This window comes from Clostridium weizhouense (assembly GCF_019431045.1).
GTDB lineage: Bacteria > Bacillota > Clostridia > Clostridiales > Clostridiaceae > Clostridium > Clostridium weizhouense.
In genome coordinates this window covers 50,923-71,347 of sequence record NZ_JAHXPT010000007.1, presented here as the reverse complement: position 1 = coordinate 71,347, position 20,425 = coordinate 50,923, and the positions used below count along the sequence as shown (strand labels likewise).

General features: G+C 29.3%; 28 protein-coding genes. 1 reads left to right on the top strand and 27 read right to left on the bottom strand.

Translation table 11 applies throughout. The annotated features are described in order from the left end of the window. Positions 1-75: 75 nt before the first annotated feature. Positions 76-774, bottom strand: coding sequence for a tetratricopeptide repeat protein (locus KYD98_RS09975; RefSeq protein ID WP_258049762.1), 699 nt, complete (start codon positions 772-774; stop codon positions 76-78). A gap of 340 nt (positions 775-1,114) precedes the next feature. Between KYD98_RS09975 and KYD98_RS09970 the strand changes: the two genes are divergently transcribed. Further along, a complete protein-coding gene (locus tag KYD98_RS09970) occupies positions 1,115-1,972 on the top strand; it encodes a YitT family protein (RefSeq protein WP_219779718.1) in 858 nt (285 codons plus the stop codon). A gap of 250 nt (positions 1,973-2,222) precedes the next feature. Here KYD98_RS09970 and KYD98_RS09965 read toward each other — a convergent pair whose 3' ends face one another. From KYD98_RS09965 to rplF, 26 genes are all read right to left on the bottom strand, one after another. Beyond that, a complete protein-coding gene (locus KYD98_RS09965) occupies positions 2,223-2,780 on the bottom strand; it encodes a Fe-S-containing hydro-lyase (protein WP_219779715.1) in 558 nt (185 codons plus the stop codon). A gap of 14 nt (positions 2,781-2,794) precedes the next feature. Then, positions 2,795-3,637 (bottom strand): fumarate hydratase, encoded by an 843-nt coding sequence (locus tag KYD98_RS09960; RefSeq protein ID WP_219779713.1) that lies wholly within the window; start codon positions 3,635-3,637, stop codon positions 2,795-2,797. Positions 3,638-4,125: 488 nt separating this feature from the next. Further along, positions 4,126-4,797: an N-acetylmuramoyl-L-alanine amidase CwlD gene (cwlD, locus tag KYD98_RS09955; protein WP_219779711.1), complete on the bottom strand. Its 672-nt coding sequence runs from the start codon at positions 4,795-4,797 to the stop codon at positions 4,126-4,128. Between the two features lie 185 nt (positions 4,798-4,982). Then, positions 4,983-6,614 carry a Na/Pi cotransporter family protein gene (locus tag KYD98_RS09950; RefSeq protein ID WP_258049750.1) on the bottom strand — a complete coding sequence of 544 codons (1,632 nt, stop codon included), beginning with the start codon at positions 6,612-6,614 and terminating at the stop codon, positions 4,983-4,985. A 265-nt stretch (positions 6,615-6,879) separates the two neighbouring features. Then, a complete protein-coding gene (rpsI, locus tag KYD98_RS09945; protein ID WP_219779709.1) occupies positions 6,880-7,272 on the bottom strand; it encodes a 30S ribosomal protein S9 in 393 nt (130 codons plus the stop codon). 27 nt (positions 7,273-7,299) lie between these two features. Beyond that, positions 7,300-7,734, bottom strand: a complete 435-nt coding sequence (rplM, locus tag KYD98_RS09940; protein ID WP_219779707.1) for a 50S ribosomal protein L13 — start codon at positions 7,732-7,734, stop codon at positions 7,300-7,302. A gap of 158 nt (positions 7,735-7,892) precedes the next feature. Further along, positions 7,893-8,627: a tRNA pseudouridine(38-40) synthase TruA gene (gene truA, locus KYD98_RS09935; protein WP_219779705.1), complete on the bottom strand. Its 735-nt coding sequence runs from the start codon at positions 8,625-8,627 to the stop codon at positions 7,893-7,895. A 14-nt stretch (positions 8,628-8,641) separates the two neighbouring features. Next, entirely contained in the window at positions 8,642-9,445 is an 804-nt protein-coding gene (locus KYD98_RS09930; RefSeq protein WP_219779703.1) for an energy-coupling factor transporter transmembrane component T family protein, read from the bottom strand. 415 nt (positions 9,446-9,860) lie between these two features. After that, a complete protein-coding gene (locus KYD98_RS09925) occupies positions 9,861-10,715 on the bottom strand; it encodes an energy-coupling factor transporter ATPase (RefSeq protein ID WP_219779700.1) in 855 nt (284 codons plus the stop codon). Then, a complete protein-coding gene (locus tag KYD98_RS09920) occupies positions 10,700-11,551 on the bottom strand; it encodes an energy-coupling factor transporter ATPase (protein WP_219779698.1) in 852 nt (283 codons plus the stop codon). The genes KYD98_RS09925 and KYD98_RS09920 overlap by 16 nt, the downstream gene beginning before the upstream one ends. Before the next feature lie 239 nt (positions 11,552-11,790). Next, the gene (gene rplQ, locus KYD98_RS09915) at positions 11,791-12,132 is read right to left on the bottom strand and encodes a 50S ribosomal protein L17 (protein ID WP_219779696.1); all 342 of its coding nucleotides are present in this window, start codon (positions 12,130-12,132) and stop codon (positions 11,791-11,793) included. 12 nt (positions 12,133-12,144) lie between these two features. Beyond that, positions 12,145-13,092, bottom strand: a complete 948-nt coding sequence (locus tag KYD98_RS09910) for a DNA-directed RNA polymerase subunit alpha (RefSeq protein ID WP_219779694.1) — start codon at positions 13,090-13,092, stop codon at positions 12,145-12,147. A 102-nt stretch (positions 13,093-13,194) separates the two neighbouring features. Continuing rightward, positions 13,195-13,815: a 30S ribosomal protein S4 gene (gene rpsD / locus KYD98_RS09905; RefSeq protein ID WP_219779692.1), complete on the bottom strand. Its 621-nt coding sequence runs from the start codon at positions 13,813-13,815 to the stop codon at positions 13,195-13,197. Between the two features lie 27 nt (positions 13,816-13,842). After that, positions 13,843-14,238: a 30S ribosomal protein S11 gene (rpsK, locus tag KYD98_RS09900; protein WP_169105922.1), complete on the bottom strand. Its 396-nt coding sequence runs from the start codon at positions 14,236-14,238 to the stop codon at positions 13,843-13,845. Positions 14,239-14,257: 19 nt separating this feature from the next. Next, the gene (rpsM, locus tag KYD98_RS09895) at positions 14,258-14,626 is read right to left on the bottom strand and encodes a 30S ribosomal protein S13 (protein ID WP_090090837.1); all 369 of its coding nucleotides are present in this window, start codon (positions 14,624-14,626) and stop codon (positions 14,258-14,260) included. Positions 14,627-14,833: 207 nt separating this feature from the next. After that, entirely contained in the window at positions 14,834-14,947 is a 114-nt protein-coding gene (gene rpmJ, locus KYD98_RS09890; RefSeq protein WP_039312872.1) for a 50S ribosomal protein L36, read from the bottom strand. A gap of 54 nt (positions 14,948-15,001) precedes the next feature. Beyond that, the gene (gene infA / locus KYD98_RS09885) at positions 15,002-15,220 is read right to left on the bottom strand and encodes a translation initiation factor IF-1 (protein ID WP_002582630.1); all 219 of its coding nucleotides are present in this window, start codon (positions 15,218-15,220) and stop codon (positions 15,002-15,004) included. A gap of 7 nt (positions 15,221-15,227) precedes the next feature. Beyond that, positions 15,228-15,509 carry a KOW domain-containing RNA-binding protein gene (locus tag KYD98_RS09880; protein WP_219779690.1) on the bottom strand — a complete coding sequence of 94 codons (282 nt, stop codon included), beginning with the start codon at positions 15,507-15,509 and terminating at the stop codon, positions 15,228-15,230. Positions 15,510-15,597: 88 nt separating this feature from the next. Continuing rightward, positions 15,598-16,347: a type I methionyl aminopeptidase gene (map, locus tag KYD98_RS09875; RefSeq protein ID WP_219779688.1), complete on the bottom strand. Its 750-nt coding sequence runs from the start codon at positions 16,345-16,347 to the stop codon at positions 15,598-15,600. A 3-nt stretch (positions 16,348-16,350) separates the two neighbouring features. Next, entirely contained in the window at positions 16,351-16,998 is a 648-nt protein-coding gene (locus tag KYD98_RS09870) for an adenylate kinase (RefSeq protein ID WP_219779686.1), read from the bottom strand. A gap of 24 nt (positions 16,999-17,022) precedes the next feature. Beyond that, on the bottom strand, positions 17,023-18,303 hold the full coding sequence (gene secY / locus KYD98_RS09865; protein WP_219779684.1) for a preprotein translocase subunit SecY: 1,281 nt from the start codon (positions 18,301-18,303) through the stop codon (positions 17,023-17,025). A 2-nt stretch (positions 18,304-18,305) separates the two neighbouring features. Further along, entirely contained in the window at positions 18,306-18,746 is a 441-nt protein-coding gene (gene rplO / locus KYD98_RS09860; RefSeq protein ID WP_219779681.1) for a 50S ribosomal protein L15, read from the bottom strand. A 21-nt stretch (positions 18,747-18,767) separates the two neighbouring features. Then, complete coding sequence (gene rpmD / locus KYD98_RS09855) at positions 18,768-18,947, bottom strand: 50S ribosomal protein L30 (RefSeq protein WP_219779679.1); 180 nt, start codon at positions 18,945-18,947, stop codon at positions 18,768-18,770. Positions 18,948-18,958: 11 nt separating this feature from the next. Further along, on the bottom strand, positions 18,959-19,456 hold the full coding sequence (gene rpsE, locus KYD98_RS09850) for a 30S ribosomal protein S5 (protein WP_219779677.1): 498 nt from the start codon (positions 19,454-19,456) through the stop codon (positions 18,959-18,961). A gap of 19 nt (positions 19,457-19,475) precedes the next feature. After that, positions 19,476-19,835: a 50S ribosomal protein L18 gene (rplR, locus tag KYD98_RS09845; RefSeq protein ID WP_219779674.1), complete on the bottom strand. Its 360-nt coding sequence runs from the start codon at positions 19,833-19,835 to the stop codon at positions 19,476-19,478. A gap of 18 nt (positions 19,836-19,853) precedes the next feature. Continuing rightward, positions 19,854-20,396: a 50S ribosomal protein L6 gene (gene rplF / locus KYD98_RS09840; protein WP_219779672.1), complete on the bottom strand. Its 543-nt coding sequence runs from the start codon at positions 20,394-20,396 to the stop codon at positions 19,854-19,856. Between the last annotated feature and the right edge of the window lie 29 nt (positions 20,397-20,425).

Genomic DNA, 20,425 nt, shown 5'->3' with positions numbered 1-20,425 from the left:
ACTCCTAATATTTTTAAAACTATTATTAAAGTACTCTCTACTTAGTATATTCTCTATAGTTAAATTCATATTAAATTACATAATTAATTTTTGGAACTCTTCATAATCTCTAACAGGATTAAAATCTGCTTCATCCCTTGCTTCTTTTTTTACTGATTCATCAATATCTATAGCTTTTTTTAAATAAGTAACCGTATTTTGAATATCACCTCTTCTTCCATAAATAGATGCTATCCCATAATAAGTCCATACATATTTTTCTACCTCTAAATTCTTATTATACCATACTAACGCATCATCTAATTTACCATATAATTCATAAGTTAATGCTTTGTTAAACATTGCATAACCATACTGCGGATCTAATTCTAACGCTTTATCTATATCTTTCATTCCCTCTTCAAAATCTCCATTATAAGATTTTGCAATCCCTCTTATATTATATCCTTTTGCATTACTTGGAAAAACTTCTATAAGTTCATTTGCTTTACTTATAGCTTTTTCATATTCATTAGAAAAAAATAATGTATATGATTCATTATATAAAATTTTTTCTTGTTCCTCTTTTTTTAATAAATCCTCATTATTTTTTAAATTTATATCAATCTCTTTAGACTCTTCTTTAAATTGCGTTTCTTGATCTTGAGTTTCTTTATTTAAATTAATTTTTTCTTTATTGTTTTTAACACCCTCATAAATTAATACTAAAATAGCTACAATTACTAATACTAACAATATTGTTTTCTTTACTTTCATTTTTCCTGGTAGTTTCATCTTATTCACCTCTACCCTCCTTCTTAATTATACTTAATACAAATATTATCTAACATAATATTTCTTTTTTCAATTATAACTAAAAATCCCTTAACAATTCTTAAGTAAATTCAAAAAATATTAAATTTATTATAAGATTATATTTTATTTAAAAATATTATTAAGTATCTACTGTTAACTAATCATATCCTTATTTAAAAGATAATATATATATAAACTTTAAAGTATTATTTTCCATTATATTTAGTTAATATAATATAAATCCTCTTGATTTTTAAGCTATAAAGTGCATTAATATTATATGATATGTAATTATATATTTTAAAGGAGTAAACTATCAATGAATAAAATTCTCAAATATAAAATGACTATAATTGATACTTTAGTTATTTTTTTAGGCTGTTTTATTGCTTCCTTAGGAGTAAATCTATTTTTATCACATGCTAAACTTTTAAGTGGAGGGGCTACAGGTATTGCTCTTATTTTACAATATACTATAGGATTACCTGCTGGTATTGTAGTATTTATAATTAACATTCCACTATTATTATTAAGTTATAAAAAACTTAATCGTGAATTTACTCTCTTAACTGCTATAGGAATGTTATCCTTATCCTTATCACTAATGTTAACAAAACCATTAACAAATATTATATATGTAAATGATATTCTACTTTACTGTATTTATGGTGGTGTTTTATCTGGTATTGGTTATGGTTTAGTTTTCTTAAGAAATGGTTCTACTGGTGGTACTGATGTTATTACTATGCTTATAAGAAAAAAATATTCAAATTTTAATATAGGGAGTTTAGGATTCTTACTTAACTGTTTAATTATTATAGCTGGTGCAATAATTTTTGGACTTCCCCAAGCATTATATACTCTTATCTCTTTATTTACTCAAGGTATTGTTTTAGATAAAGTACTAAAAGGGTTTAGTAGTAAAAAACTGTTACTTATATTAACAAAAAAAGAACAGGAAATAATAAATTATGTAATAAAAGATTTACACAGAGGAGTAACATCTTTAGTTGCTGAAGGAGAATATACTCATGATAGAAAAAAGATGCTCTATTGTATAGTTACCTCAAGACAAATGGTTGAGTTAAAAAATTGTGTTTATAGTATAGATCCCACTGCGTTCATAACAATTGTAGATATATCTGAAGTTAAAGGAAAGGGATTTAAAAATATATAGTAGAAATTTTTCATTATATATTTTGATTAAGTTAATATACTTAAATTTAATATTAATAATAAATAGAGACTTCTTAATAGTATTATTTAATTAAAAATATACATATAAAAAATTTATATAAGCTTTTTAGTTTATAATATAAATTTTACATATAAAAAAACTATTTCATATCTTCTATTGAAATAGTTTTTTGTATTATTTAATTTTATTAAAAAGTATTTAAATTATAGTTTATATATTTTCTTTCATATTACTTAATTGATTCTAAATAATTCAACTTACCTATATTATAAAGATTATTTCCATTAGAGTCTATTATAACAACTAAAGGCATCTCTTTAATTTCCATTCTTCTTATGGCCTCCGTTCCTAAATCTTCATATGCAATTATATCTGATTTTACTATACTCTTAGCAATTAATGCTGCTGCACCCCCAATAGCACCAAAATATATAGCTCCATTTTTCTTAATAGATTCTATAACACTATTATTCCTTGCTCCTTTTCCTATCATCCCTTTTAAACCTAAATCTAATAATACTGGTGTATATGAATCCATTCTATAACTAGTTGTTGGACCCGCCGAACCTATAACATATCCTGGCTTAGCTGGTGAAGGACCAACGTAATATATAATTTCATCCTTTATATTAAAAGGTAATTCCTTGTCCTGATTAATCAATTCAATTAATCTCTTATGTGCTGCATCTCTTGCTGAATAAATTATCCCACTTAATAAAATGCTGTCTCCTGCTTTTAATTTAGATATTTTATCCTGTGTAAGCGGTGTATGTAATTTAATTTCCATATTATTTTCTCCCCCTATAGTACAATTTGCTTATGGCGTGTTGCATGACAATTTATATTTACCGCTACTGGAAGACCAGCAATATGGGTTGGATATACTTCTATATTTATTCCTAAGGCTGTAGTTCTTCCTCCAAAACCTTGAGGACCTATTCCTAATTGATTAATTTTTTCTAATAATTCAATTTCTAAATCTTTATAATACTCATCATTGTTTCTTATATTAATAGGTCTTAGTAATGCTTTTTTTGCTAAATATGCTGCCTTATCAAAAGTTCCACCAATCCCAACACCTATTACCATTGGAGGACATGGATTTGGTCCTGCTTCTTTAACCACATTTAATATAAAATCTTTAACACCTTCAACACCATCAGAAGGTTTCAACATCCCTATCTTACTCATATTTTCAGATCCAAATCCCTTTGGTGCAAGTGTAATTTTCACTTTATCTCCACTAACTATTTCATAATATATTACTGCTGGGGTATTATCATTTGTATTTATTCTATTTAGCGGATCTTTAACTACAGATTTTCTTAAAAACCCATCCTTATATCCTCTTCTTATTCCCTCATTAACAGCTTTTTCTAAACTACCTCCAATTAAATGTACATCTTGACCTATCTCTATAAATACACATGCCATTCCAGTATCTTGACACATTGGCATTTTCTCATTCTCTGCAATTTTAGCATTAATTATTATTTTATCTAAAATATCATTTGCTAAATTCCAAGGTTCATTCTTTTTACAAATTTCTAATGCATCTTTAATATCATTTCCCAAAAAATAATTTGCCTTTATAGCTAAGTCTTTAACAGCGTCTGTAATCAATTGAACATTTACTTCTCTCACCTCAACAACTCCTTAACCCTTTTACTATAAGTTTAATATATTTTTTAGTATTTACAATAATAAAAATTTCATATTTATTTAATTTTTTTACTATATATTAAACATACAAATTTTAAAATTTATAAGGAGTCTAATATATGAGATTTATAATTTATGATAAATTTATTAAAACTATAATATATATTCTAACCATATTCTTAATCGTTCTTATACTTTATAATATATTTCTACTATTAAATAAAAATTTACTAGGTAAGACTCCATCAAAAAATAGTATTAAAGTTAGTCCAATTTCTAGAGAAAACATATATAATTTATCTAATATTAACTAAATTTATTAGACAAAGATTAACTAATCTTAATTCTATAGTTTAAACTATTTTGATATAGTAGTATAAAACCCCCTTACAAGAAGAATTTGTTTTTATACTACTATATCAATATTCAGTTACAACATAGCTAAATATTAAAATTCCTATTTATGTATATTAATTAGTTTTTAAAGTTTCAATATATGCATTTACTCCACTTAAAATACCTTTTACAATCTTATCTTGATGTTCATCACTTTTTAATCTTTGTTCCTCTTCATAATTAGATAAAAAACCACATTCAATTAATACACAAGCTCCATCATATCCATCTCTTAATATTCTATATTGATCTTTTGCAGGTTTTGAAATTCTTTTATTATTATCATGTAAATTTTGTTTTAACATATCCTGTATATTTTCTGCTAAAATCCTACTTTTATCATTGTTTGAATACCATACTTGGGCACCAAAACATTTTGAGTTAGGAAACATATTTTGATGAATTGATATAAAAATGTCACAATTTTTATCTTTTTTCATTTTACATCTTTCATTTAAATCAGCAACTTTTTTAGCTGATAATTCATTATCATCTTCTCTAGTTAAATATACAATATATCCTTGTTCTTCTAAAACCTTTTTCAATTTTAAACTTATTGATAAATTTATATCTTTTTCTATGGTTCCATTCTTAGATTTTGCTCCTCCATCTATTCCCCCATGTCCAGGATCTATTAAAATAACATGCTGTACTTTACCTTCTTCTATCTTTGCTTTTACTTTTATTGGAGTTGAAAATATTAAAAGCAAAATACAAAATATTACTACAGCTCTTTTAAATCTCATTAAATATACCTCCTTATTTGTCTAAATTTTTATAATTTATTATTTGCTATATCCTTTCTATTTATTCAAATAAGTAAACAGGCTATTTTATTTATATAAATTTAATTATGTGATTCATATAATTAATAATGAAATAAAAAAACAAGCAATTATAATTCAAATTATTAATTGCTTGTTTTCCTAATTTATTTAAAAGTTTCAATTACATTTTCAGAAATATTTGTTGAATGATCACCTATACGTTCAAAATTATTAACTAAATCTAAAAATATTGTACCTGCGTAAGCATTACATTTTCCTTCATAAAGCCTTTTTATATGCTTATCTCTATATGTTTTTTGATACGAATCTATTTTTCTTTCTACTTCTTCTATAGTTTTAGCTTTTGAAGCATCTCTTGTTGCATATGCATTAATAGCTATTTCTAATGCTTCCATTGTAGTATTATATATATCATATAATTCTCTTATTGCATCTTCACTATACTTAAGATTCTTATTTATTTTCTGATTTGCTAATTCTGCAATATTCTTTGCATGATCTCCAACTCTTTCAATATCTATAATTACATGAAGTGTTGAAGCAACAATTCCTTGTTCCTTATCAGATAAAACACACTTAGAAAGTTTTACTAAATAAGTTGTTATACATTCTTCTAATATATTGATTATTTGTTCATTTTCGTATACTTTCTTAACTAATGTATCATCATTATCTATAAATGCTTTCATAGATAATTCTAAATTCTTTTTAGCCTTATTAGCCATTCTTATAGTCTCTTTTAAAACTTGTCCTGCTGCAATTACAGGTGTTTCTAAAAGTCTATTATCTATATATTTAGGTCCAGCTTTTTCTATTTCATCTTCACCTGGTATTAATCTATTAATTAAAATTATTATATATTTGCTTAATGGTAATAATATTGCAGTATTAGCTAAATTAAATACAGTATGAGCATTAGCAATTTGTCTACTTACATCTGTACTAGTTGTTTGTACAAATGAACCTAAAATACCTAAAAACGGTAAAAATATTACAGTTCCTGTAATATTAAATATTAAATGAAGCATTGCTGCTTTATGTGCTGTTTTATTAGTCCCAATACTCGCAATTATTGCAGTTATACATGTACCTATATTACATCCAAAAATTATAGGTAATGCAATATTAATATCAATTGCACCGGCTGTAGCTAATGCTACTAAGATACCTGTGGTAGCAGATGAACTTTGTAGTATAGCTGTAATTGATGCTCCAGCCACAACTCCTATAAACCAATTATCACCTATAGAAGCTATAAATTCTGAAAATATAGGAGCATTAGTTAATGGCTTCATAGCCTCACTCATTATACCCATTCCTGTAAACAATATACCAAACCCTAATATTATGTTTCCAATATCTTTTCTCTTTTTACCTCTTGCAAACATAGCCATTATTGTGCCAACAAACACAAAAACAGGTGCAATCTCATCTAATTTAAATGATACAAGTTGAGCTGTTATTGTCGTTCCAATATTAGCTCCCATAATAATTCCTGCGGCTTGCACTAAGTTCATAAGACCTGCATTAACAAATCCTACTACCATTACTGTAGTAGCACTACTGCTTTGAATAACAGCAGTTACAATGGCCCCTATCATAACTGCTGTTATTGGGTTACTAGTTACTTTTTCAAGGATACTTTTAAGTCCATCACCTGCAGCATTTTCTAAACCATCCCCCATTAGTTTCATACCATAAATAAATAAACCTAATCCACCCATTAATTTAATGATAACCATGATTGTAGATTCCAAACCTTTTATCTCCTTCATTTGTTTTATTTATTTTAATTTTATAAAGCTCTTCAAATAATCTATTAATATTCTTTTAGAATTTTAAACTTAATAAATGCATATATAATTTATATACTATAATTTTATTTTAATATATATTCTAATTAAGTTATTACATTAATAAATATTCTAACAATATATATTAATGAACAAACTTTATTGAAACTTATATACTATTAATTATATATTTATATGTAAAAAAATAGGAGAGAAATAAATCTCTCCCCTGTAAGTAAGATGCATCCTATCTCTTTGAGAATTGTGGAGCTCTTCTTGCTTTTTTAAGACCGTATTTCTTTCTTTCCTTCATTCTTGGATCTCTTGTTAAGAATCCAGCCTTCTTTAATTCTGGCTTTAAAGCTTCATCAGCTTTAACTAAAGCTCTAGTTATACCATGTCTTATAGCTCCTGCTTGACCTGTAAATCCACCACCGTGAACATTTACTAAAACGTCAAACTTATCCTTAGTTCCAGTTAAAACTAATGGTTGGTTAACTATAACTCTTAAAGTTTCTAAACCAAAATATGTTTCACTATCTCTTTTATTTATAACTACTTTACCGCTTCCTGGTACAAGTCTAACTCTTGCAACTGATTTTTTTCTTCTTCCAGTACCCATGTATTGAACTTTTGCCATTTTCTATTTCCTCCTCCCGAGATTATATTAGTACTTTAATTCTAGTACTTCTGGTTGTTGAGCTGCATGATTATGCTCAGCACCTCTGTATACTTTTAATTTCTTTAGCATTTGTCTTCCTAATACTCCTTTTGGAAGCATTCTTCTTACTGCTTCTTCAAAAGCGAATTCAGGTTTCTTAGCTAATACTTCTCTATAAGGAGTTTCCTTTAATCCACCTGGATAAAGACTATGCTTTCTTAACATTTTTTGATCTAACTTTTTACCAGTTAAAACAACCTTTTCTGCGTTAATTATTACAACAAAATCTCCACAGTCAACATTTGGTGTAAATGTTGGTTTATTTTTACCTCTTAAGATTGAAGCAACTTGACTAGCAACTCTTCCTAGTGGCTTATCAGCAGCGTCAACTACATACCATTTTCTTTGAACTTCTTGCGCTTTTGCAATGTATGATTTCATCTCTTTCCCTCCCTGAACTTACATTATGCTATACTTTAATTTTAGTATGCAATTTTATGTCAAGACCCGGGGCTAGTGGATCTTATATACATAAATATTCTAACAAACAAACTAATTATAATACACGCTCACGGGCGTGTCAACAAATTTTACGATATTTAATAAAAAACTTTTTCTAATACTAAACCGTTAGGTGGTACACACATTCCTGATCTTTTTCTATTTCCTTCTTTAATTATATCTTCAATGTCTTCTACGTTTATTTTTCCATTTCCAACTTTAATTAAAGTTCCAACTATTATTCTTACCATATTATATAAAAATCCATCTGCACTAACAAAAATTTTTATAATATTTTCATTTTGCTCTATGTGTATATCTGTAATAGTTCTTACTGTAGTTTTAACAGAACTTCCAGGAGACATAAAAGCTCTAAAATCATGTTTTCCTAAAAAATATTCACATGCATTTATCATATTATTAACATTTAACTTTTCTCTTACATGATGTAAATATTGTTTTCCAAATGATAATTTTTCATATCTATTTACAATTGTATATGAATACATTTTCCCTTTTGAAGAATACCTAGCATGGAAATCTGAATTAACTTCTTCTGATTTTATTATTGCAACATCCTCTGGTAATTTAGTATTTAGTGCCTCTCTAAATTTCTCTCCTGGTATTTTACTATTTGTAAAAAAATTTGCTACCATAGCTTTAGCATGCACACCCGCATCTGTTCTAGAACTACCATTTGTTAGACTCTTTTCTCCAGTGACTTTTAATATAGCATTTTCTATACATCCCTGTACAGTTCTGTCTTGTTTCTGCCTTTGCCATCCACAAAAATTTGTTCCATCAAATTCAATTACCAACTTTATATTTCTCATATACTTCCTCTTATTTAAAAAATAAATCTAACTATAATGCTCCATAATACAAGTACTAAAAATACACCAAAAGCTATTGTATCTTTATATGTAAATCTTAATACTTTCATTCTAGTTCTACCTGATCCACCTCTATATCCTCTTGCTTCCATTGCCATTGCTAGTTCATCAGCTCTTCTAAATGAACTTATAAACAAAGGTACTAATAAAGGAATTAAACTTTTTGCTTTTTTAATTATATTTCCTGATTCAAAATCTGCCCCTCGTGCTTTTTGTGCTTTCATTATTTTATCAGTTTCATCCATTAATGTAGGTATAAATCTTAAAGCTATTGTCATCATCATAGCAAGTTCATGTGCCATTTCTTTACCAATAGGTCTTATTAATTTTTCTATACCATCAGTTAATTCTATTGGTGATGTTGTTAATGTTAGTAATGATGTCCCAATTATTAAAAATATTAATCTTAATGCCATAAATCCTGCTAGTTTTAGACCTTCTTCATATATTGATAAAAAGCCTATTTTTAGTACTAATGTATCAGCAGTCCCTCTAATCATAAATATATTCAATACTGCAGTTAATGCAATTAATAAAAATACTGGTTTTAAGCCATTAAATATAAATCTAGGTGGTATCTTAGCTACTAATATTATTCCAACTAAGAAAGCCACAACAAAAGTATATCCTATAAACTTGTTTATTATAAATAAACATATAATAAACAATATTGATATTATTATCTTAGTTCTAGGATCTAATTTATGAATAAATGAGTCTCCAGGTATATATTGTCCTATAGTAATATCTTTTAACATACTTGTTATATTGCCAAAATCATATAAAAATTTTTTACTTAATAATTCTGTTATCTATAAGTTCCAGTAAAGTTTGTTCATTAATATAAATCTTAAAATAATTATAAATGCTATGATTTACTAGTATAGTGCGAAACTTATATAGAAAATTTATCATATATATGCTTCTAATTAGATACTATTAATTCAAGACATAATTTTCTATAAGAATTTTATAAAATATTATAAATTTAATAATTTAATTAGAACATATATTAATTTTTATACTTTATATTTTTGACAAATTTCCTCCCCTCTTACTTAAAAGTAATAATTAACCGATATATTTAAAAAATTTAAATCTTCAACAAAAAAGTATAAAGTTATCTAATTTATTGAATAATTATTATTGAAATATATATATCAAAATAACTTATTAGTTATCTTTTAATATTTTCCTAAGTTCTTTTTTTGCTTCTTCTATCGTAAATACATTGTCAGAAATCGGTAAACCTTTTTTTCTAAGCTCTCTTATTAAATAAGTCACTTGTGGTACTCCTAATCCTATCCTTTCTAATGTATCTACTTCTTTAAATACTTCAGCTGGTGCCCCTTGTAAAGCTACTTTTCCATGATTCATAACAACTATTCTTTCGGCTATTTTAGCTACATCTTCCATACTATGACTAACCAATATAATTGTCATATTATACTCTTTATGTAATTTACTTATTTGATCTAATATATCATCTCTTCCCTTAGGATCTAATCCTGCAGTAGGTTCATCCAAAATTAAAGTAGTTGGTTTCATTGCTATAACCCCAGCTATTGCTACTCGTCTTTTTTGGCCTCCACTTAAATCAAATGGTGATTTATCTTTATATGTTTCATAATCAAGACCCACCATCTCCATAGATCTAATAACCCTCTTTTTTATTTCCTCTGTATCTAGCCCTAAATTTTTAGGTCCAAAAGCTATATCTTCTGCTATTGTTTCCTCAAAAAGCTGATATTCAGGATATTGAAACACAAGTCCAACTTTCTTTCTAACATCTGTTAAATTTACCTTTTTATCCGTTATTTCTGTACCATCAACTATTATTTTTCCACTTGTAGCTTCTAATAATCCATTAAAATGTTGAATTAATGTTGACTTTCCTGATCCTGTATGCCCAATTAAAGCTACAAATTCTCCATCCTGTATTTCCATATTTACATTATCTAAAGCTATCTTTTCAAATGGCGTTTTAGGCATATATACATGTTTTAAATTTTCTACTTTAATTGACATATCGCATTCACCATCTCATCTACATTTAATATTTCCTTAGGAATATTTATCCCCTCTTTTATTAACTCATATGCTAATTCAGTAACTTGTGGAACATCTAAACCTATTTGTTTCATCATTTCAACTTGTGGAAAAATTTCTTTAGGTGTTCCTTCCATTTTAACTTCTCCACCATCCATAACTATAATTCTGTCAGCTTGAGCAGCTTCATCCATATAATGGGTTATTAACACTATAGTAATACCATAATTTTTATTTATATCCTTCATGGTTCTTAAAACATCTTTTCTACCTGATGGATCAAGCATAGCTGTTGGTTCATCAAAGATTATACACTCTGGTTGAATTGCTAATATTCCTGCAATAGCAATTCTTTGCTTTTGACCACCTGATAAAAGATGTGGAGCATGTCTTTTATACTCACTCATACCAACCCTATTTAAACTTTCATCAACTCTATGTCTTATTTCAGATGACTCAACGCCTAAATTTTCTGGTCCAAACGCTACATCTTCCTCTACTATAGTTGCTACTAACTGGTTATCGGGATTTTGAAATACCATTCCAGCTTTTGATCTAATTTCCCATAAATTTTCTCCATTACTTGTATCTAATCCATCTACTATAACGGTTCCACTACTTGGTGTAAGTAATGCATTCATATGTTTTGCTATTGTAGATTTTCCTGATCCATTATGACCTAAAATTACTAGAAATTCACCTTTATTAACTTTAAAATTAACATTCTTAACAGCATACTTTTCTTCTGTGTTTCCTTCTTCATTTTTAATATATTTGAAAGATACATCAGTACACTTTATCATTTCCTGATTCATTTTTAACCTCCATAAATCTATAAGTGCTAATACATTATACAAAAGTCTCTAATCTCTATTTAAATTTAAAATATATATACATGGCTTAACTAAATTAATTATATACTAAAATACTATAACTTCAAGAAAAAGTAATAGATATCTCACCTTATTTTTAAAAAACGCTTCTATAATATATTAGTTTTTTATTTTTATATGTTAAAATGGGGACTAAGTATAAACTTAATCCCCTTTATAAATTATACTAACTCAAGTATTACTACTTCTGCTCCGTCTCCTCTTCTAGGACCTTTTTTATACATTCTTGTATATCCGCCGTTTCTTTCAGCGTATTTTGGAGCTACGTTATCAAATAAATTTTTAACAACTAATTCTTCTTGTACAAAAGCTAACGCCTGTCTTCTAGCGTGAAGATCTCCTCTCTTAGCAAGAGTAATCATCTTTTCTGCAAGAGATCTAGTTTCTTTAGCTCTTGTTACAGTTGTTTCAATCTTACCGTGTTTTAATAAACTTGTAACAAGATTTCTTAGCATAGCTTTTCTTTGGTCTGTAGGAAGACCTAGCTTACGATAACCTGCCATGGATTTACCTCCTTACTCATCGTTTAGTTTTAAGCATAAACCTAACTCTTTAAGTTTTCTCTCAACTTCTTCTAAAGATTTCTTTCCTAGATTTCTAACTTTCATCATATCATCCATTGATTTGGTAGCAAGTTCTTGAACTGTATTAATTCCAGCTCTCTTTAAACAGTTATATGATCTAACTGATAAATCAAGTTCTTCTACAGTCATTTCTAGGACTTTTTCTTTTTTATCTTCTTCTTTTTCTATCATTATTTCAACATCGTTAGTGTTATCTGTTAACGACATAAATAATTTAAAATGTTCTATTAGAATTTTTGCTGATAAACTTATAGCTTCATCAATTCTTATAGTTCCATTAGTCCAAATTTCTAAAGTTAATTTATCATAATCAGTAATTTGACCAACTCTAGTGTTGTCAACAGTAAAATTAACTCTTTTTACTGGTGTGTAGATAGAATCAACTGCAATTGATGAAATAGGTAATTCTTCACTCTTATTTTTATTTTGAGTAACATATCCTCTTCCTTTATTAACAGTTAACTCCATATAAAGTCTTCCATCATTATCTAAAGTTGCAATATGTAAATCCTTATTAACAACTTCAACATCTCCATCAGTCTTTATATCTGCTCCAGTAACCTTACCTGGTCCTTTAGCATCAATATAAATAACTTTAGGACCTTCACCATTCATTCTTAGAGCTAATGATTTAATATTAAGAATTAATTCTGTAACATCTTCTTTAACTCCTTGAACAGTAGAAAACTCATGAAGAACTCCATCAATCTTAACAGAAGTAGTTGCTACACCTGGAAGAGATGATAACAATATTCTTCTTAAGGCATTACCTAAAGTAATTGCATATCCTCTTTCAAGTGGTTCAACAACATATTTTCCATAAGTACCGTCTTCATTGGATTCTATACATTCTATTATTGGCTTTTCGATTTCTAACATCCACAAACCCTCCTTATATTATAAATGGCAACCTTATTCTGAGGGCAACTGATTCTATATTTGCATATAATGTGATAAATTTGCCTAACAAATATAAATATATTATTTACTGTATAACTCAACAATAAGTGTTTCGTTAACAGGCACATCTATATCTTCTCTTGATGGCACTGCAACTACTTTTCCTTCATAGTTATCAACATTAGCTTCTAACCATTTTGGTAAAGTCTTAGGATTTTCTACAAAAGTCTTAAACTTTTCACTTGATCTGCTTTTTTCGCATACAGTAATTACATCATTAACTGAAACACTATATGAACAAATGTCAACCTTCTTACCATTTACTAAGAAATGTCCATGAGTAACTAATTGTCTAGCTTCATTTCTTGATGATCCGTAACCTAATCTATAAACTACATTATCAAGTCTCATTTCTAGTAATCTAAGTAAGTTTTCACCTGTTATACCTTTCATGTGTTCAGCTTTTTCATAATATGTTCTGAATTGGCCTTCTAATACGCCATAAATTCTTCTAGCTTTTTGTTTTTCTCTTAATTGAACTCCATAGTTTGACATCTTTTTCTTATTCGCGCCATGTTGTCCTGGTGCGTAGCTTCTTCTAACGAAAGCACATTTATCTGTGAAACATCTATCCCCTTTAAGGAATAATTTCATACCTTCTCTTCTACATAATCTGCATGTAGCTCCAGTATATCTTGCCATTAAATTACACCTCCTATTACGGTTATATTAAACTCTTCTTCTCTTTGGTGGTCTACAACCATTATGTGGAATTGGAGTAACATCTTTAATTAAAGTTACTTCTAATCCTGCTGCTTGTAAAGATCTTATAGCTGCTTCTCTTCCTGAACCAGGACCTTTAACGTAAACCTCTATACTCTTTAAGCCATGTTCCATTGCTGCTTTGGCTGCAGTTTCTGCTGCCATTTGAGCTGCGAATGGTGTACTCTTTCTTGATCCTCTAAAACCTAGTGCTCCTGCACTTGACCATGATAAAGCATTACCTGCTGCATCTGTTAAAGTAACTATTGAATTATTGAAAGTTGATTTTATGTGCGCTGCACCATGCTCAACATTCTTTCTTTCTTTTCTTCTTCTAGTCTTCTTAACTTTTTGAGCTGCCATTACCTACCTTACCTCCTTACTATTTCTTTTTATTTGCCATTGTCTTCTTAGGACCTTTTCTTGTTCTAGCATTAGTTTTAGTCTTTTGTCCTCTAACTGGAAGACCTCTTCTATGTCTAATTCCTCTATATGATCCTATTTCTACTAATCTCTTAATGTTTAAAGCAACATCTCTTCTTAAGTCACCTTCAACCATTAAGTTCTTATTTATATAAGTTCTTATTTCATTTACTTCGTCTTCTGATAAATCTTTAACTCTTGTGTCAGGATTAATTCCTGTTAAAGATAAGATTTTTTGTGAAGTTGATAGACCTATTCCATAGATATAAGTTAAACCAATTTCAACTCTTTTTTCTCTTGGTAGGTCAACACCTGATATTCTTGCCATTAAAATTTACACCTCCTGATTATTGAAATGCATAAAAGTTGATTTAAAAATTATATAATAAAATTTTAGGTCAATAGACTTACCCATTGCAGCCGCTCCTAAAATCTATTTTTTGATTAATTAAACGACTATATAATCATATTTGACTTTTAAGAAAATGTCAATATTATTTATGCTCATAATGTAAGTTTATTGTAAAATTGATCATTAACCTTGTTTTTGCTTGTGCTTAGGATTTTCACAGATAACCATTACTCTTCCTTTTCTTCTTATTACTTTGCACTTTTCGCAAATAGGCTTAACTGATGGTCTTACTTTCATAGCTAACCCTCCTCATATTTCTAGTGATAGATATAAAACTATTTATTATCTATCTTATTTTGCTCTCCATGTAATTCTTCCTCTAGTTAAGTCATATGGAGAAAGTTCCACAGTAACTTTATCCCCAGGTAGAATTCTAATGAAGTTCATTCTTAATTTTCCTGATATATGTGCTAGAATTTTATGACCACTTTCAAGTTCAACTTGAAACATAGCATTTGGTAAAGATTCTAGTACAGTACCTTGCATTTCTATAACATCATCTTTTGACATAAGGTAATCAACCCTCCTTAACAATGCTTCTAAGTTTTAAAAATCTCTTAATTTTTAAATCAGTACTTTTATCGCATAATTTTATAGATGATACTATTTCTTCATCTATAGTTTCTAAAATACTTAAATGTTTAAGATTTTTCTTTTTAGGCATATTAATTGTTTTTGCATTTCCGTTAGATAACAATACATAATCATTATCTAGCTGCCTAACAATAACATATAAATGATTAATATCTCTTCCTGCTTTTGAAAGTACTATTTTTCCAATCAAGTCATTGCTTTGCAAACTTTTCACCTCGATGATTACCTTAGTAATAAATTAACATTCAACAAATAAGTATCATGCAAATTTATAACTAAGCAACACTCTGTTTCTACTTAATAAGTGTTAATATCTCTGGTCCATCTGGCAAAATTGCAACTGTATTTTCATAGTGTGCTGATACGCTACCATCTACTGTTACAACTGTCCAACCATTTCTTAAAGTTCTTACTTTGTAAGATCCTGCATTAACCATAGGTTCTATAGCCAATACCATACCTTTAACCAACTTTGGACCTCTGCCTTCTATCCCGAAATTTGGCACTTCTGGATCTTCATGAACTTTTCTTCCGATCCCATGACCTACAAAGTCTCTTACTACTGAGAAACCTGCTGCCTCAATGTAGTTTTGTATTTCGTGTGATATACTACTTAATCTATTTCCTTCTTTGGCAAATTTTATACCTTCAAAGAAACTTTTTCTTGTTACATCGATTAATTTCTGAGCTTGTTTTGTAACTTCTCCAACCGGAAAGGTTCTTGCCGCATCTCCATGGAATCCATCAATGAATGCTCCACAGTCAACACTAACTATGTCACCATCTTTTAATTCATATCTTCCTGGTATCCCATGTACTACTTGCTCATTCACAGAAATACATAGTGACGAAGGGAAACCATACAAACCTTTAAAAGAAGGTTTCGCTCCATGCTTAGTTATAAATTCTTCTGCTACCCTGTCTAATTCTGCAGTAGTTATACCAGGTTTTACTTTTTCTTCTAGTAATAATAATGTTTCAGCAACTATTCTGCCTGATTTTCTCATTAAAGCAATTTCATTATCGTTTTTAATAACAATCATGTTTTATTGCTCCTCTAGCATTTTACAAATACTTTTGAAAACTTCATTTATAGCTTTTGTGCCATCTACTACTGAAAGTAAATTTTTATTTTTATAAAACTCAATTAGCGGCTGAGTTTGGTTTTCATATACATCTAGCCTTTCCTTTACAGTTTCAACTGTATCGTCTTTTCTTTGTATAACCTCACTTCCGCACAAGTCACATTTACCATCATTCGTTGGAGGATTAAACTTAATATGATAACTAGCTCCACATGATGGACATACTCTTCTACCTGTCATTCTTTCTAATATAAAGTCGCTAGGTACTTCTATTAATAATGAAGTATCTAATTGTTTTTCTTTATTTACAAGAAAGTCATTAAGAGCATTTGCTTGAGCTACAGTTCTTGGAAAACCATCTAATAAATATCCACCTAAACAATCCTCTTCTTGTAATCTGTCTTTAACCATGTTAATAGTGACTTCATCAGGAACTAATTGTCCGTTATCCATATATCTTTTAGCTTCTACTCCAAGTGGAGTGTTTTCAGAAATATTTTTTCTAAAAATATCACCAGTAGATATATGTGGAATTGAATATCTATTACTAATTGACTTTGCCTGTGTTCCTTTCCCGGCTCCAGGAGGACCTAGTAATACTATCTTCACGGGCTTCATCTCCATTTATTTAATCTATTTAAGAAATCCTTTATAGTGTCGCATTGTCATTTGTGATTCCACTTGTCTATTAAAATCTAATGCAACTCCTATAACAATTAAAAGTGCTGTTCCTGAAAATGATATATTTTTAAACTCTGTATAATTTTGAATTAAGACTGGTGTTACAGCTAATACTGCTGCTAATAATCCACCTATCATAGATACTCTATTAAGAATTCTTTCAAAATATTCTGTTGTTGCCTCTCCTGGTCTTACTCCTGGTATAAATCCTGTAGATTTATGCAAATTCTCAGCCATTTCATCCGGCTTAAATGTAATTTGAGTGTAAAACCAAGTAAAAAATAATGTAAGTATTGCATACAATATTAAATACATCCAACTTTCAGAATTAAAAATACAAGTTTTATTATTTAAAACCCACATAGACCAACTCTTATTTGGCATAAAAGTCGCTATAGTCTTAGGGAAATCCATAACTGACATCGCAAATATTATTGCGATAACAGCTGATCCAATAATGCTTAATGGAATATGACTTGTTTGATTCTTCATCATCTTACTTCCACCAACAGCTTTTCCAGCATATTGAACAGGGATTCTTCTTTCTGCTAATGAGAAATACAATACTGTTGCTAATAATGCAACAAAAAATACTCCAAATAACGTAACTTCTACTATACTTACATTTCCTGCTTGTTTAGAAGCAGCAATTGAAGCAATTGTCATAGGAATTCTAGATACTATATTAACAAAAATTAATATTGAAGTACCATTTCCTATTCCATTAACAGTAAGCTGATCTCCTAACCACATACAAAATGTTGAGCCTACAACTAGTGCAAAAATAACTATAAGCATTTCTACAGTACTTATTCCTGCTGTAGCACCACTGTTAGCAATAGTTGCATATATTCCAAAGGCTAATATAAATGATATACCTAGAGCTACATAACGAGTAGCATTTTGTATTTTCTTTCTTCCATCTTCACCTTCTTTAGAAAGTTGTTCTAATTGAGGTATAGCAACTGTTAATAGTTGCATTATGATAGAAGCATTAATGTACGGCATAACACCTAATGCAAATATACTAAATCTACTAAATGCGCCCCCTGAAAGTAAATCATAAAAGCCTATTAAGCCACCTGACTCAGATATCCTCTTTAGATATTCTGCATTAATTCCAGGAACAGGAATATGACTTCCCATCCTGAAAACTGCAATTAATAATAATATCCACAGGAATTTTTTCCTTAGTTCAGAAACTTTAAATGCATTACGTAAAGTTTGAAGCATTCTTAAATCACCTCAACTTTTCCTCCAGCTGCTTCGATCTTTTCTATTGCAGACTTTGAGAACTTACATCCTTTTATTGTTAAGGATTTTTCTAAATTTCCGTTTCCAAGAATCTTTACTCCATCTAATACTTTACTGATAACTCTTCTTTCAAGTAATACTTCTGGAGTTATTTCAGTACCATTTTCAAATATATTTAATCTATCTACATTAATACTAACATAGCTCTTAGCAAAAATATTTGTAAAACCTCTCTTAGGAAGTCTTCTGTATAAAGGCATTTGGCCTCCTTCGAAACCAGGTCTTACTCCACCACCTGATCTTGCGTTTTGACCTTTTTCACCTTTACCAGCATTTCTTCCTAAACCAGAACCTGTACCTCTTCCGACTCTCTTAGGAGCTTTCTTGCTACCTACTGCTGGTTTTAATTCATGAAGTTTCATATTCAGTACACCTCCTTATTATTATATTTCTTCTATCTTTAATAGGTAATCAATTTTCTTTAACATACCTTTGATTTGAGGTGTTCCCTCATGTTCTACTATTTTGTGTATCTTCTTAAGTCCAAGAGCATTTGCAGTAGCAATATGATCTTTTTTTCTACCTATTAAGCTCTTTACTAAAGTAACTCTTAATTTAGCCATTGCAATACCTCCTAACCTAATATTTCTTCAACAGATTTTCCTCTTAATTTAGCTATTTCTTCAGCTGTTCTTAAGCTTGCTAATCCGTTTATTGTTGCATTAACCATGTTCTTAGGATTGTTAGAACCTAATGACTTAGCTCTTACATCCTTTAATCCTGCTAATTCTAGTACCGCTCTTGCTGGACCTCCAGCAATAACTCCTGTACCTTCTTTAGCTGGCATTATTAGAACATTTCCAGTTCCAAATCTACCGTTTATTTCATGAGGAACAGTTGTACCTACTATAGCAACACTTACTAAGTTTTTCTTAGCATCTTCTATTCCTTTTTTGATTGCTTCTGGAATTTCAATAGATTTACCCATTCCAACTCCAACGTGGCCATTCTCATCTCCAACAACAACTAAAGCGCTGAATCTGAAGTTTCTACCACCTTTAACAACCTTAGTAACTCTGTTTATATAAACAACCTTTTCTTTAAGGTCTAGTGTACTAGGATCGATTCTCATTTATTTCCCTCCTCGTATCTTAGAATTTTAAGCCCGCTTCTCTAGCGCCTTCTGCTAATTCTTGAATTCTTCCGTGATATACGTATCCACCTCTGTCAAATACAACTTCAGTGATTCCTTTTTCTATAGCTTTTTTAGCTACAGCTTCTCCTACAAGTTTAGCACCTTCTTTATTTCCACCTTTAGCAGAAAATTCTTTATCTAAACTTGAAGCAGCTACTATTGTAACAGCATTTACGTCATCAATAATTTGTGCGTATATATTCTTTTCACTTCTGAAAACTGAAAGTCTTGGTCTTTCAGAAGTACCAAAGATTTTCTTACGAACTCTAAGGTGACGTTTTTCTCTACTTGCCTTTTTGTCTACCTTTTTAAACATAAAGCTCACTCCTTCCTATTATTTCTTACCAGTTTTACCTTCTTTACGTCTGATCACTTCATTTTCGAACTTAATACCTTTACCCTTGTATGGTTCTGGTACTCTCCATTTTCTTATATCTGCTGCAGCAGCTCCAACTTTTTCTTTGTCAATTCCCTTAACAATTACCTTAGTTGCAGCTGGAGTTTCGAATGTGATTCCATCTACAGGTTCTATTTCAACTGGATGTGAATATCCAAGGTTCATTACAAGTTTTTTGCCTTGTAATTGAGCTCTGTAACCAACACCAACTAAATCTAAACTCTTTTGGTAACCTTCGTTTACTCCGATTACCATATTATTAAGTAATGCTCTTGTTAAACCATGAAGAGCTCTGTGATTTTTTTGATCACTAGGTCTTGTAACAACTACTTCATTGTTTTCAATTGCTATATTTATGTCTTTATGCATAGCTTTAACTAATTCGCCTTTTGGACCTTTAACTGTAACAACGTTGTCTGGTGTTACAGTTACAGTTACGCCAGCAGGAATAGCTATTGGTAATCTACCAACTCTTGACATAAGTACACCTCCTGTATTATTTATAAAAT

Coding starts and splice junctions, on each gene's coding strand:
- KYD98_RS09970 (WP_219779718.1), top strand. CDS start 1,115: ATGAATAAAATTCTCAAATATAAAATGACTATAATTGATACTTTAGTT.
- KYD98_RS09930 (WP_219779703.1), bottom strand. CDS start 9,445: ATGTTAAAAGATATTACTATAGGACAATATATACCTGGAGACTCATTT.
- KYD98_RS09925 (WP_219779700.1), bottom strand. CDS start 10,715: ATGTCAATTAAAGTAGAAAATTTAAAACATGTATATATGCCTAAAACG.
- rpsD (WP_219779692.1), bottom strand. CDS start 13,815: ATGGCAAGATATACTGGAGCTACATGCAGATTATGTAGAAGAGAAGGT.
- rplO (WP_219779681.1), bottom strand. CDS start 18,746: ATGAAACTTCATGAATTAAAACCAGCAGTAGGTAGCAAGAAAGCTCCT.
- rplF (WP_219779672.1), bottom strand. CDS start 20,396: ATGTCAAGAGTTGGTAGATTACCAATAGCTATTCCTGCTGGCGTAACT.
- KYD98_RS09965 (WP_219779715.1), bottom strand. CDS start 2,780: ATGGAAATTAAATTACATACACCGCTTACACAGGATAAAATATCTAAA.
- rplR (WP_219779674.1), bottom strand. CDS start 19,835: ATGTTTAAAAAGGTAGACAAAAAGGCAAGTAGAGAAAAACGTCACCTT.
- rpsE (WP_219779677.1), bottom strand. CDS start 19,456: ATGAGAATCGATCCTAGTACACTAGACCTTAAAGAAAAGGTTGTTTAT.
- rplQ (WP_219779696.1), bottom strand. CDS start 12,132: ATGGCAGGTTATCGTAAGCTAGGTCTTCCTACAGACCAAAGAAAAGCT.
- KYD98_RS09975 (WP_258049762.1), bottom strand. CDS start 774: ATGAAACTACCAGGAAAAATGAAAGTAAAGAAAACAATATTGTTAGTA.
- truA (WP_219779705.1), bottom strand. CDS start 8,627: ATGAGAAATATAAAGTTGGTAATTGAATTTGATGGAACAAATTTTTGT.
- rplM (WP_219779707.1), bottom strand. CDS start 7,734: ATGAAATCATACATTGCAAAAGCGCAAGAAGTTCAAAGAAAATGGTAT.
- rpsM (WP_090090837.1), bottom strand. CDS start 14,626: ATGGCAAGAATATCAGGTGTTGACCTACCAAGAGAAAAAAGAGTTGAA.
- infA (WP_002582630.1), bottom strand. CDS start 15,220: ATGTCAAAAGATGATGTTATAGAAATGCAAGGTACTGTACTAGAATCT.
- cwlD (WP_219779711.1), bottom strand. CDS start 4,797: ATGAGATTTAAAAGAGCTGTAGTAATATTTTGTATTTTGCTTTTAATA.
- rpsI (WP_219779709.1), bottom strand. CDS start 7,272: ATGGCAAAAGTTCAATACATGGGTACTGGAAGAAGAAAAAAATCAGTT.
- KYD98_RS09950 (WP_258049750.1), bottom strand. CDS start 6,614: ATGAAGGAGATAAAAGGTTTGGAATCTACAATCATGGTTATCATTAAA.
- map (WP_219779688.1), bottom strand. CDS start 16,347: ATGATTGTTATTAAAAACGATAATGAAATTGCTTTAATGAGAAAATCA.
- rpsK (WP_169105922.1), bottom strand. CDS start 14,238: ATGGCAGCTCAAAAAGTTAAGAAGACTAGAAGAAGAAAAGAAAGAAAG.
- KYD98_RS09920 (WP_219779698.1), bottom strand. CDS start 11,551: ATGAATCAGGAAATGATAAAGTGTACTGATGTATCTTTCAAATATATT.
- rpmD (WP_219779679.1), bottom strand. CDS start 18,947: ATGGCTAAATTAAGAGTTACTTTAGTAAAGAGCTTAATAGGTAGAAAA.
- rpmJ (WP_039312872.1), bottom strand. CDS start 14,947: ATGAAAGTAAGACCATCAGTTAAGCCTATTTGCGAAAAGTGCAAAGTA.
- KYD98_RS09910 (WP_219779694.1), bottom strand. CDS start 13,092: ATGTTAGAAATCGAAAAGCCAATAATAGAATGTATAGAATCCAATGAA.
- secY (WP_219779684.1), bottom strand. CDS start 18,303: ATGCTTCAAACTTTACGTAATGCATTTAAAGTTTCTGAACTAAGGAAA.